Raw genomic sequence first — 13,127 nt, 5'->3', positions numbered from 1 at the left:
GCCTACCTTCAAAGGTGACCCTGATGCGTTTATTTCTGATTCTCTTGGCTTGCATGGCGCTCACCGACTGTGCAACCCCTCCTACTCCTCAAACCGAGGTCACCTGCACCAACCCGCAGGCACTGTCTTCACTTAAGCGCTTCAAACTTATTGCCCCTGAACCGGCACTAAAGACCCAGCCGGCACTTCCCGCGCTCTACCCAAAACTGGCCTCACTATTAGGCGAGCAGCTGCATCAACAAGGTTATCAACAGGTTGAGCCTGCGCAAATCAACGTCTATTACTGGCTGGCGGTGCAAGACAACCCAATTGAGTTCAAAGTTGATCTACCGCCCCCCAGCCAGTTGGGGGCCTATCAAGCCATCCATAGGTTGCAAGATGAAACGGGCACTCTGCGGGTGCGCTTAACCGACCCAGCCAACAACTTACTGTGGCAAGGCACCAGCAAAACCGGCCTCAGCCCTGCGACCTACAGCATCGAGTTGGTCGAACGAGCCGTCAGCGCACTCACCGCACAGATACCAGCCTGCGTTGCGCCTTAATCTCCCCGACAACGCTTACAACCGCTATCCTCTGCAACATATGGAGGCATGCATGCAAATTTATAAGGTTGGCGGCGCGGTACGCGACCGCTTGTTGGGCCGCGAGGTCACAGAAAATGACTGGGTGGTGGTTGGCGCAACGGCAGAACAAATGCTCGAGTTGGGTTTCCGCCCGGTCGGTGCTGACTTCCCCGTTTTTCTGCACCCACAGACAAAAGACGAATACGCGCTTGCACGCACGGAGCGCAAAAGTGGCCAAGGCTATGGCGGCTTCACCTTCTTTGCCAGCCCCGAGGTCACGCTTGAGCAAGACCTGATCCGCCGCGACCTGACCATTAATGCGATTGCCGAGGACGAAAATGGCAAGCTGTATGACCCTTACGGCGGCCAACGTGACCTGGACGACAAAATACTGCGTCATGTCTCCCCCGCTTTTAGCGAAGATCCGCTGCGGGTGCTACGTGTCGCCAGATTTGCAGCGCGCTATGCACCGTTAGGGTTTAGCGTTGCAGCAGAAACCCTACAGCTAATGCGGCAACTAAGTGAGTCAGGTGAACTGCGCGCCTTGACGCCAGAACGCAGTTGGAAAGAGATCTCACGCGCACTGATGGAGCCAAGACCCGACGTATTCGTGGCGGTGCTGCGTGACTGCGGCGCACTGAGTGTCTTATTGCCAGAAGTCGATGCATTATTTGGCGTACCGCAACCTGCGGCTCATCATCCGGAGATAGACACCGGTGCTCACGTCCTCAGCGTGCTGCGCCAATGTGCGAAATATAACCAGCCACTAAGCGTTCGCTGGGCCAGTTTGCTGCACGATGTGGGCAAGGGTTTGACGCCGCAGGATCAGTGGCCAAGGCATATTGCCCATGAACAGCGTGGCCTTAAGCTGATCAAGACTATCAACACGCGCTGCAAAGCACCTAAAGACTGCCAGGAATTGGCCCTACTGGTCGGCGAGTATCACACCCACGGCCATCGCGCCCTTGAGCTCAAGCCTTCAACATTGCTGGAGCTGCTGCAGCGTTTTGACGTGTACCGCCGACCGCAGCGCTTCGAAGAGTTTATTGCCGCCTGCGAGATGGATGCACGGGGTCGCGCTGGCCTTGAAGCGCGTGACTATCCCCAAGCCAGCTACTTGCGCCGCGTGATGCAAGCAGCTTGCGGGGTTGCAGTGCAACCGTTACTGGCTCAGGGTTTCAAAGGCCCTGAATTGGGCGAGGCGTTGCAGCGTGAACGCCTACTAGCCATCACTCAATTCAAAAAAACCTATCAGGTTCAATCTGGCTGATTGCCCCAGCCAACTCAGTTGGAGGTGGCACTCAGCAACTCAACTGGCGTCAGTTGCTGCTGCCCCCAACTAAAGCTCGCAGGCTGCAGCACCTGATCAATCTGCGCACTCGACCAGAGCGCTGCAAAACTGCGGCGCTCGCCAGGGTGCAACACCTCTGGAGCGAGCAACGACAGCGGCCAAAGCACAAAGGCATTTTTGAGGATTTCTGCACGGGGCAATATCAAACCATCAAAGTTGCCGACCAGATCGCCATAAAGCAAAACATCAATATCCAAGGGCAAACCGACACGATCTGGGGCGTATCGACCATTATCGGCTTCGATAAATTTCAATTTGCGGTCAAAATCGTGCAGTGGCATATCGGTCAAGCCGACCACTACCAAATTAAAAAACGGCCCGCTTTTAATGCCGACCGCTGCGCTCTCAAACACTGCGGAGCAACGCATGTTCTTGAGCAAACCTGCAAGCGCATCAAGCCCAGCACAAAGATGCTTCTCGCGGTCAATGTTACTGCCAAGACCAAGATAAACCGGGGTTAGCGACATCCGCGCTCAATCTCCACACCGACACCGCCCAGTGCTGCTGGTACGGCGCCCGGCTTAGTCAACTTAAGGCGTAGCCATGGAATTTGAAACTCACGCATAAGCATCTCAGCCAAACGCTCAGCAAAAGTTTCAACCAAAATAAAGGTCGCATCACTGGCAAACGCCTGCACTCGCGCAGAGAGCTTGGCGTAATCAAGCGCCTTTTCCAGGTCATCATTCACGGCTGCGGGCTTATTATCCCAGCCCAACTGCAAGTCCAAACGCAGGCACTGGCGAATCGTACGCTCCCAATCGTATGCGCCGATCACTGTGTCGACCTCAAGACCTTCAATAAAGACCGTGTCCAAACCCTTCTCCACTTATCAAACCAGCCAGCGACTGGCTGGCATTGCCCTAATCAAAACATGCCCCGGCACTATAAAGATTCCCGGGCAGATATAAATGCTCAATTGCGACCTAGGCAGTAGATGCCACACCATTGCCGTTAGCTTAGGAACTATGAACATTTTTACAATGCAACAATGTCGAGCCAAGTCGTTTTTCAGAGTATTCCTAGGGCTTCCTCAGCCCTGCTAGAATCATCTCACTCCTTGGGGCGGATTAACTCCATGTTTGCGTTACTGGTTACGCTTGCTTATTTGCTCGGTTCAGTATCCTTTGCCATCTTGCTCAGTCAGCTAGCCGGCAGGCCAGATCCGCGCGCATACGGTTCAGGCAATCCCGGCGCAACTAACATGGTACGCACTGCGGGTAAGCGCCTGGCAGTTCTCACCCTACTTGGCGACTTACTCAAAGGCCTCCTGCCTATATTTGTTGCCAAAATGCTTGGCTTCAGCCTTCAACAGCAAGGGTGGGTTGGGCTGGCAGCAGTCATCGGCCATATGTACCCGCTGTACTTCCGCTTTCGCGGTGGTAAGGGTGTGGCAACCGCTGCGGGTGTATTTCTCGGCCTATACCTGCCCGCTGCGTTATTGGCTACAGCGCTCTGGCTCCTGACATTCGCAACCACGCGCACCAGCTCACTTGCTGCACTCATTGCGACCCCGCTGACGCTACCGCTACTGGCGTGGCTGCAACCAAGCCTGCTTTTGCCCGTCAGTGTGTTGAGCGCGCTTATCGTGTGGCGTCACCGCGGCAATTTACGCGATCTTTTTGCTGGCCGTGAGCGACAATTCTGAATTCGCAGCATGAATCACGCTCACCCAGCGCTGCCCAGACTTAAAGTGGCGCAAGCTGTTCCATCGGCCAACGAGCCCGCACAGCAATGCTCAAGTCCTCATGCTGCCCGGCCAGCAAGCGCTGGCAGCCTGCGTAGGCGATCATCGCACCATTGTCGGTACAGAACTCAGGACGCGCATAAAAAACCTGCCCATTGAATTCGCCGAGCATCTTTTCCAGCGATTGACGCAAAGCTGTATTAGCACTGACGCCACCAGCAATTACTAAGCTGTTCAGACCTGTCAATTTCAAAGCGCGACGGCACTTGATCGTCAGCGTCTCAACCACGGCCTGCTGAAATGCCAAGGCAATATCACTGCGTGTCTGCTCGCCATCATCCCCGTCAGCCACACATTGCTGCCACGTATTCAAGGTGAAGGTCTTCAGGCCGCTAAAGCTCATATCCAAGCCCGGACGGTCCGTCATCGGTCGCGGAAACACAAATCGCCCGGCAACGCCTTGATTGGCTAACCGCGCAATCTCTGGCCCACCGGGATAACGTAAGCCCATTAACTTGGCAGTTTTATCAAATGCCTCGCCCGCTGCGTCGTCCAGCGACTCACCAAGCAGCTGGTATTGGCCGATGCCATCAACCCGAACCAACTGGGTATGACCGCCCGAGACCAACAAAGCGACGAACGGAAATTTCGGCGGGTTTTGCTCAAGCATGGGTGCGAGCAAGTGGCCTTCCATGTGGTGCACACCGAGCGCAGGAATGTCCCAAGCAAAGGCCAAAGACTGTGCACAAGAAGCTCCAACCAAGAGCGCACCGACCAAGCCTGGGCCGGCGGTGTAGGCAATAGCATCAATGTCTTCAGTGCTGCACTGCGCCTGCTCCAGCACTTGTCGGATAAGCGGTAGCATGCGCTTTACGTGATCACGCGAGGCCAGTTCAGGCACCACGCCTCCATAGATGCGGTGCAAATCGATCTGACTGAATAGCGCATCGGCCAATAGCCCGCGCTCACTGTCGTAGAGCGCGACACCGGTTTCATCACATGAAGTTTCTAAACCCAATACCAGCATTGGCTAAAGCCTTGATTTAAAGAGAGACTTGAACAAGAAGTCAGGCATAATAATGGCCGTACGGGTATGCCGACCAGCGCTTTTCGATCAGAGGCTTTGCATTCTTCGCGATGAGGCGTTAACATCCGCAACCCTTAAAAACCTACGTACTCCAGCGCCATCTGCCAGGAGCACGTTAACCACCGAATTAAAGTGAAGGTACGCCCTGGATGCCAGCCGTCAAAGTTAAAGAGAACGAACCCTTCGACGTAGCTCTGCGTCGCTTCAAGCGCTCTTGCGAAAAAGCCGGTGTACTGGCTGAAGTTCGTAGCCGCGAATTCTACGAGAAGCCTACGTCTGAGCGTAAGCGCAAAGCAGCAGCTGCTGTTAAGCGTCACGCAAAGAAAGTACAGCGCGAACAGCGCCGTAGCGTGCGCCTGTACTAATACGTACAGACCGCTAGCTGCAGTCTGCATTGCCCGGCTCCGGCCGGGCTTTGCCGTTTCTGTCAGATAACATCTGACTCAGCTCAGCTTATCGACTGGGCACAGACTCCGTTTCGCCCCCGCGAATAGTCGGAGTTTTTTCGTTGAGGGCTTAAATACGCCTTCACGGATACAAACTAAATGACAGTCAAATGCATCTGATCACTGCCTTAGGCCCTTTGGACCTACCTGCAACCCACGATGTAATGAACTGCGCAGCACAATAGACTATATATTTACCTTTCCTGATGTCCGCCTGCGTAATTTCAGGCAAAGCTACTGAGCGCCTATGGCCGGTTTGATTCCACAGTCTTTTATTGATGACATGCTCAACCGCACCGACATTGTCGACGTGGTGAGCTCGCGCATCCAATTAAAGAAGGCCGGCAAAAATTACACCGCCTGCTGCCCCTTCCATAAAGAGAAGACCCCTTCTTTTAGTGTCAGCCCTGACAAACAGTTTTATTACTGTTTCGGCTGCGGTGCTGGCGGCAACGCACTTGGCTTCGTGATGGATCACGACCAGCTTGACTTCCCCCAGGCAGTCGAGGACCTAGCCAAACGTGCTGGCATGGAAGTGCCACGCGAAGAAGGCGGGCGTAATAACAAGCCGCGCCAGCCGACCGACTCACCGCTGTACCCGCTACTGAGCGCAGCTGCAGAGTTTTACCGCCAGGCACTCAAGAGCCACCCACAACGCAAAGCTGCCGTCGAATACCTTAAAGGTCGCGGCCTGACTGGCGAAATCGCCCGCGATTTTGGCCTGGGCTTTGCTCCACCCGGCTGGGACAACCTGCACAAATACCTTGCCAGCGACAGCCTCCAGCAAAAAGCCATGATTGATGCCGGCTTACTGGTTGAAAACGCAGAGAGCGGGAAGCGCTACGACCGCTTTCGCGACCGGGTCATTTTCCCGATTCGCGACAGCCGCGGCCGAGTCATTGCTTTTGGCGGACGCGTCCTTGGTGACGACAAACCGAAATACCTGAACTCACCAGAAACGCCAGTCTTCCATAAAGGCCAGGAGCTTTACGGCCTATTTGAAGCACGCAAAAGCAACCGTGACCTTGACGAAATCATGGTCGTCGAAGGCTACATGGACGTTATTGCTCTCGCCCAACAAGGCCTGCGCAATGCCGTTGCCACACTCGGCACAGCAACCAGTGAAGAACACCTAAAACGCCTGTTTCGCATTGTACCGAGCGTCCTATTTTGTTTTGACGGCGACCAAGCGGGTCGTAACGCAGCATGGAGAGCCCTAGAGGCCACCCTGCCCAATCTGCAGGACGGCAAACGGGCGCGTTTTTTATTTTTACCGGACGGCGAAGACCCAGACACCCTGGTTCGCAGCGAAGGCACAGAGGCATTTCGCGCACGCATCAATCAGCAAGCACAGCCGCTTGCCGACTATTTTTTCGAACATTTGAGCGAAGAAGCCGACCCACGCTCGCTAGAGGGCAAGGCCCATTTGGTCACCCTAGCAGCACCGATGATCGAAAAAGTACCAGGCAATAACCTGCGCATATTAATGCGTCAGCGCCTGAGTCAGATCACCGGCCTTAGCGGCGAAACGGTCAACCAGATGGCCCCGGCACCCAGCCAGCAAAATACAGCAGCGCCCAGCGATTTCGCAGACATCCCGGACAGCGCTTATTTTGATGGCCAACCGAGTTACGACGACTACCCACATGCTGAACCAGAGCTAAACTTTGAGTTCAGCAGCAAGGAAAAGAGCAAAGGCAACTGGAAGAAACAGGACGGCAAGTGGAGCAAGAAAGGTCGAGACGATTTCCAACCTCGAAAACCACGCACGGTTATCAGCGTTGAATCGCCCAACATCAGTGCATTACGCACACTCCTCCACCACCCCGAACTTGCGCAGCAGGTCGAAAATGTCAGCCATTTCGCGGCAGAAGACGACACTTACGCGCAACTTCTTGTGGCCTTAGTTGGCGCGCTACAGAAGAACCCGAGCTTACGCTCACTGCAATTGATTGCGCGCTGGCACGGCACCGAACAAGGACGTTTATTACAGGCACTTGCAGAAAAGGAATGGTTAATTGATCACGACAACCTTGAACAACAGTTTATCGACACCATAACTAGGCTTGCACAGAACCAATCGCAAAGACGGCGTGAACAGGCGTTGCGCAGTGTCATGCAAAAAAGTCCGAGCGAACTGACCGAAGAGGAAAAAGCACTGCTGAGAGAACACTACAGCAGCCCTTCCTCTCAGAGCGAGAAGAGCTCAACTGGCGCTTGAGCCCAATTCCGAGGTATAATCCTCGGCTTGTTTTTAGCCCGCCAAGACCTTCAATGGATAGGGTGTTATGTCCGTAAAAGCTCAACAGCAATCTCGTTTGAAAGAATTGATCAGCCGCGGTCGTGAGCAGGGTTACCTGACTTACGCGGAGGTCAATGACCACCTGCCTGAAGATATTTCCGATCCGGAACAGGTGGAAGACATCATCCGCATGATTAACGACATGGGGATCAACGTATTCGAGAGTGCTCCCGATGCGGACGCTCTGTTGTTGGCTGAAGCCGACACCGACGAAGCTGCCGCTGAAGAAGCCGCAGCAGCACTCGCAGCCGTTGAAACCGATATCGGCCGCACCACTGATCCGGTGCGGATGTACATGCGTGAAATGGGCACCGTGGAATTGCTTACCCGCGAAGGCGAGATCGAAATCGCTAAACGCATTGAGGAAGGTATCCGCGAAGTTATGGGCGCTATTGCCCATTTCCCAGGAACAGTCGACAGCATTCTTGCCGAATACAACCGCGTAACCACCGAAGGTGGTCGTTTGGTTGAAGTCCTCAGTGGTTATATTGACCCGGACGACGGCACTGTGCCTGCCGAAGCTGCAGCGCCTACTCCTGCAAAGGACGGTAGCGCAGATGACAAAGATGACGACGACGATGACAGCGATGACAGCGACGACGAGGAAGAAGAAGGCGACGGCGGTCCGGATCCGGAAGAAGCCCTGCGCCGCTTCACCGCAGTAGCTGAACAGCTCGAAATCGCCAACAAGGCACTTAAAAAGCATGGTCGTGGCAGCAAACAGGCTAACGCTGAGCTGAAAGCTCTGGCTGAACTGTTTATGCCGATCAAGCTGGTGCCTAAGCAGTATGAAGCACTGGTTGTTCGTCTGCGTGAAGCGCTTGCGCGTCTTCGCGGCCAAGAACGCGCCATTATGCAAATCTGTGTTCGCGATGCACGCATGCCGCGTGCCGATTTCCTACGCCAGTTCCCGGGTAACGAAATCGACGAAAGCTGGGCTGAAAATCTGGCCAAGGGCAAGGCGAAGTATGCCGAAGCCATTGGCACCCGCGTTGCCGATATTCAGCGTTGCCAGCAGAAGCTGGTGGCTTTGCAGACAGAGTGCGACCTGACTCTGGCTGAAATCAAAGACATCAACCGTCGCATGTCGATCGGTGAAGCCAAAGCACGTCGCGCCAAGAAAGAAATGGTTGAGGCTAACCTGCGTCTGGTTATCTCCATCGCCAAGAAGTACACCAACCGTGGCTTGCAATTCCTCGACCTGATCCAGGAAGGCAACATCGGCTTGATGAAGGCAGTGGACAAGTTCGAATACCGTCGTGGTTACAAGTTCTCGACCTATGCAACCTGGTGGATTCGCCAGGCGATCACTCGTTCTATTGCTGACCAGGCGCGGACCATCCGTATTCCTGTGCACATGATCGAGACGATCAACAAGCTCAACCGCATCTCTCGCCAAATGCTGCAAGAGATGGGACGCGAGCCGACGCCGGAAGAACTGGGCGAACGCATGGAAATGCCTGAGGACAAAATCCGCAAGGTATTGAAGATCGCTAAAGAGCCGATCTCCATGGAAACCCCGATCGGCGACGACGAAGATTCGCATCTGGGTGACTTCATTGAAGACTCCACCATGCAATCGCCAATTGATGTGGCGACCGTGGAAAGTCTCAAAGAAGCCACCCGCGAAGTACTCTCTGGCCTCACTGCACGTGAAGCCAAAGTACTGCGCATGCGTTTCGGCATCGACATGAATACCGACCACACCCTTGAAGAGGTGGGTAAGCAGTTCGATGTAACGCGTGAACGTATTCGTCAGATCGAGGCCAAGGCGCTACGCAAGTTGCGCCACCCGACGCGAAGCGAGCATCTACGCTCCTTCCTCGACGAGTAACACCATTAACCCCGGCAGAAATGCCGGGGTTTTTACTTTATAGTTCCCAGCCAACTAAGACCCAGACTACACTCGCAATAACGACCTACTCGGCATGGACTGCACATGTGATGCGGCAATTGTCAGCCATTATTTTGTTCAGCTTGGTGCTGTGGACTTCAACCGCAGCCGCACTGACATTAACGCCAACCGAAAAACGTTGGCTGCAGCAGCACCCAACACTGCGCCTCGGCATCGATGCATCTTGGCCGCCATTTGAGTTTCGTGATGAGCAAGGCCAGTACCGTGGCCTAGCCGCCGACTACGTTACTCACATTGAGCAAGCCCTCAAGGTAAAGGTCAAACCCATTGAACCGCGCAACTGGAGCGCTGTTCTCACGCTCGCCAAAGCCGGTGATCTAGACTTACTACCGGGCATTATGTCGACACCCGAGCGACAGACCTACCTGGCCTTCACCCGCCCCTATCTTGATTTCCCCATTGTTATTTTGGCGCGCAATAACGGGCCGCAACCCCGCGATCTCAAAGGGCTGTACGGTTTAAAGGTAGCAGTCGTCAAAGACTATGCTCCGCACGAACTGCTGCGCATAAACAACCCTGACCTAAACCTACTGCCCCTGCCTACAGTTGATGCAGCCCTCCAAGCCCTGAGTACAGGCCGAGCAGATGCACTTATTGGCGACCTGGCTTCAAGTGTGTGGCGTTTACGTCAACTCAAACTGGACGGCGTATCCATTAGCGGTGAAACCCCCTATCGCTACCAGTTAGCGATGGCAACACCGGCGAACAACCAGGTACTGATCGGCATACTCGACAAAGTTTTTGACGAGATGAGCGCAAAGCAAATCGATGAACTGCAGGAACCGTGGGTTGGCGGCGTCGTCGATAGCCGCAATCACTGGCGCGAACTGCTGATTTACGGCCTGCCATGCTTATTAGCTCTGATCGCCATTCTATCCATCCTCGTCGTCAGCAACCGCCGTCTCAGCGCCGAGGCCAGCCGGCGACGCCTGGTCGAGCAAGAGTTACGCACCAGCGAACATCACTATCGCGGGCTGGTTGAAAACCTCTCGGCAATCACCTGGGAATCAACGGCGGACTCGTTCTGCTACACCTATGTGTCCTCCCATGCAGAAAAGCTCTTGGGCTACCCGCTCGAAAGCTGGAAGCAGCCGGGCTTTTGGCAAAGTATTCTGCACCCAGAGGATGCCGCTAGCACCTTAAGGTTCACCACTGCCGAGACAGCTGCAGGCAGAGACCACAACCTCGACTACCGTATGTTGGCGCAAGATGGTCATATCGTTTGGGTGCGCGACATCGTCACCCTGAGCCAGCAAAACGAAACGCTCACCTTGCGCGGCCTGATGATCGATATCAGCGAGGCCAAGCAAACCGAGCAAGCACTGCGGCTATCAAAGCAGATGTTTATTTCGGTGTTCCAACAGTGCCCAGACATCATGGTCATTGCTGATCGCAAGTCTGGGAAACTGCTGGAAGTAAACCAAGCATTCGAACAGCAATCTGGAATCCGCATTGAACAGGCCATTGGTAAAACACCAGATGAACTCAATATATGGGGCACGCCAGATGCCGATCATCAGTTTCAGGAAAAAATGGCAAATGGCTCACTGCGTGATCTTGAACTGCCATTTCGCCGCAGCAATGGCGAACTATTTACCGGCCTGATCTCGGCTGAAGCACTCAGTCATGCAGATAAGAGCACGCTGGTCATCGTTATTCGCGACATCAGCAAGATACGCAGCACCCAGCAGTTACTTGAACTGTCCGAAGAAAAGTTCGCTAAAGCCTTCCACGCCTCCCCTGACGGCATGCTGATTACCCGCCTGGAAGATGGCGTGCTGCTTGATGCCAACGAAGGTTTCGCTCGTATAACCGGGCTCAGCGCGAAACAAGCGCTAAACCACTCAACAATGGAGCTTGGGCTGTGGAGCGAACCGGAACAGCGTAGCTACGTACTTCGACAGATCCAGAAGCACGGCAGCGTTCGCGACTTCACAGCTGCGATTGCAACCGTCGATGGCAGCGTGCGCATGTGTGAGCTTTCAGCCCAACCCATGACCATTGGTGATCAAGCCTGCCTGCTGACCATTGCCCGTGACGTCACAGACAGGCATCTCATGCAGGAAAAACTCTTGCAAGCCGCCACCGTATTCGAGAACACCGCTGAAGGCGTGATGATCACAGACATCGATCAGCGCATCACGGCGATTAACCGCGCCTTTACCGAGATCACCGGATTCACCGAATCTGAAATATTGGGTAATCGCGCCAGCATGCTGTCGTCCGGCCGACACGATCGCAACTTCTACGCACAAATGTGGCAGCAACTCACCCGCAATGGCCACTGGCAGGGCGAAATCTGGAACAAGCGTAAAAACGGCGAACTGTTCCCAGAGTGGCTGACCATCAGCGCAGTGCGCAACAGTCTTGACCAGATAACCCATTACGTCGGGGTATTTGCTGACATCACACCGCTGAAACAGGCCCAAGCAAAACTAGACTACCAAGCCCATCATGACTCCCTAACAGGCCTACCCAATAGGCTGCTGTTCGAAACCCGACTGCAAAACGAGCTTGATCGCGACCAAGACAGCGAACGGCACGGTGCCGTGTTGTTTATGGACCTGGATCGCTTTAAGCACATCAACGACAGTCTCGGCCATCCGGTTGGCGACCAACTGCTTAAAAGCATTGCCGAGCGACTAAAATATCAACTAACCGAACAAGACACTGTGGCTCGCCTTGGAGGCGATGAATTCATCATCCTTTTACCTGGGCTGAAAACCCGCGACCAAGCTTCGCAAACGGCCGAAAAGCTTCTGGCCTGTTTCAGCGAAGCATTCAGCGTCGAACAACATCAATTTTTCATAAGTGCCAGCATCGGCCTAAGCCTCTACCCTGAAGATGCTCAAGACGTCGCCTCGCTAATCAAAAACGCCGACACGGCCATGTATCAATCCAAAGCCAAAGGCCGCAACCGCTTAGAGCTCTATACACCTGAGCTCACCTCCATCGCCACCGAACGCATGAACCTCGAAACAGGCCTGCGCCACGCGCTTGAGCACAATCAGCTGCATGTGGCTTACCAGCCAAAGTTCAGCCTCGGCACCAATCAATTGATTGGGGCCGAAGCGCTAATTCGCTGGACCCACCCCGAACTAGGCGAGATCCAACCCGACCGTTTTATTCCGATAGCAGAAGAGTGCGGCCTGATTCTCCCCTTGGGCAGTTGGGTGTTGGAGCAAACCTGCAAGCAGATGGCCGACTGGCAAACTACCCACGCCCCTTTCGGCGCTGTCGCGGTCAACCTCGCAGGCGTACAACTGCGCCAACCCGACTTGATAGAAATGATCGCAGCATTGCTCAATCGCCATAAACTGGCACCTGACTTACTGCAGCTGGAGATCACCGAAAGTTTCATCATGAATCAGACTGAAGATGCCCTCGACACACTGCACCGACTCAAAGACCTCGGCCTGCAACTGGCGATTGATGACTTCGGCACCGGTTATTCATCGCTTAGCTACTTAAAACGCTTGCCCTTGGACACCCTGAAAATCGACCAATCATTTGTACGCGGCCTACCAGGCAACCCCCACGACGCTGCAATCGCCCGCGCCATCATCGCCCTGGGCCGCAGCCTACAACTGAGCGTCATTGCCGAAGGCGTCGAAACCAAAGCCCAAGCACAATTCCTGGCCGACGCCGGCTGCGAACAAATACAGGGGTTCTTCATAAATAGGCCACTACCGGCCAAACTTTTTGCAGATAAATTCCTACAACCAAAGCGAGCGGTTGGCATGACACAGAAGGCACCGGTATAATCCGCCAGCTTCTGA

The 13,127-nt window shown here is 54.4% G+C and carries 10 protein-coding genes; 7 read left to right on the top strand and 3 right to left on the bottom strand.

Annotated features, from left to right (window positions below; all coding sequences use genetic code 11):
• The first annotated feature begins 23 nt into the window (after nt 1-23).
• Both ACIGCM_RS22550 and ACIGCM_RS22545 read left to right on the top strand, forming a co-directional pair.
• Nucleotides 24-542 (top strand): DUF4136 domain-containing protein, encoded by a 519-nt coding sequence (locus ACIGCM_RS22550; protein ID WP_397504305.1) that lies wholly within the window; start codon nt 24-26, stop codon nt 540-542.
• Nucleotides 543-594: 52 nt separating this feature from the next.
• Nucleotides 595-1,833 (top strand): multifunctional CCA addition/repair protein, encoded by a 1,239-nt coding sequence (locus tag ACIGCM_RS22545; RefSeq protein ID WP_397504304.1) that lies wholly within the window; start codon nt 595-597, stop codon nt 1,831-1,833.
• A 14-nt stretch (nt 1,834-1,847) separates the two neighbouring features.
• Here ACIGCM_RS22545 and folK read toward each other — a convergent pair whose 3' ends face one another.
• Nucleotides 1,848-2,381, bottom strand: coding sequence for a 2-amino-4-hydroxy-6-hydroxymethyldihydropteridine diphosphokinase (folK, locus tag ACIGCM_RS22540; RefSeq protein ID WP_397504303.1), 534 nt, complete (start codon nt 2,379-2,381; stop codon nt 1,848-1,850).
• A complete protein-coding gene (folB, locus tag ACIGCM_RS22535; protein WP_397504302.1) occupies nt 2,372-2,728 on the bottom strand; it encodes a dihydroneopterin aldolase in 357 nt (118 codons plus the stop codon). The genes folK and folB overlap by 10 nt, the downstream gene beginning before the upstream one ends.
• A 261-nt stretch (nt 2,729-2,989) precedes the next feature.
• Between folB and plsY the strand changes: the two genes are divergently transcribed.
• Nucleotides 2,990-3,559: a glycerol-3-phosphate 1-O-acyltransferase PlsY gene (gene plsY / locus ACIGCM_RS22530; protein ID WP_397504301.1), complete on the top strand. Its 570-nt coding sequence runs from the start codon at nt 2,990-2,992 to the stop codon at nt 3,557-3,559.
• A gap of 40 nt (nt 3,560-3,599) precedes the next feature.
• Here the strand turns inward: plsY and tsaD are convergent, their stop codons facing one another.
• A complete protein-coding gene (gene tsaD, locus ACIGCM_RS22525) occupies nt 3,600-4,625 on the bottom strand; it encodes a tRNA (adenosine(37)-N6)-threonylcarbamoyltransferase complex transferase subunit TsaD (protein WP_397504300.1) in 1,026 nt (341 codons plus the stop codon).
• Between the two features lie 209 nt (nt 4,626-4,834).
• Between tsaD and rpsU the strand changes: the two genes are divergently transcribed.
• The 4 genes from rpsU to ACIGCM_RS22505 all read left to right on the top strand — a co-directional run bounded on the left by rpsU (nt 4,835) and on the right by ACIGCM_RS22505 (nt 13,112).
• Complete coding sequence (gene rpsU, locus ACIGCM_RS22520; RefSeq protein ID WP_003296736.1) at nt 4,835-5,050, top strand: 30S ribosomal protein S21; 216 nt, start codon at nt 4,835-4,837, stop codon at nt 5,048-5,050.
• A 328-nt stretch (nt 5,051-5,378) separates the two neighbouring features.
• Nucleotides 5,379-7,352, top strand: coding sequence for a DNA primase (gene dnaG / locus ACIGCM_RS22515; RefSeq protein WP_397504299.1), 1,974 nt, complete (start codon nt 5,379-5,381; stop codon nt 7,350-7,352).
• 67 nt (nt 7,353-7,419) lie between these two features.
• Entirely contained in the window at nt 7,420-9,267 is a 1,848-nt protein-coding gene (gene rpoD / locus ACIGCM_RS22510; RefSeq protein ID WP_397504298.1) for an RNA polymerase sigma factor RpoD, read from the top strand.
• 110 nt (nt 9,268-9,377) lie between these two features.
• Nucleotides 9,378-13,112, top strand: coding sequence for a bifunctional diguanylate cyclase/phosphodiesterase (locus tag ACIGCM_RS22505; protein ID WP_397504297.1), 3,735 nt, complete (start codon nt 9,378-9,380; stop codon nt 13,110-13,112).
• The last annotated feature ends 15 nt before the right edge of the window (nt 13,113-13,127 follow it).

Source organism: Pseudomonas sp. NPDC078700 (assembly GCF_044542375.1).
Classification (GTDB): Bacteria; Pseudomonadota; Gammaproteobacteria; order Pseudomonadales; family Pseudomonadaceae; genus Aquipseudomonas.
The sequence above is the reverse complement of the archived record's forward strand: the minus strand, read 5'-3'. Positions and strand labels throughout refer to the sequence as shown.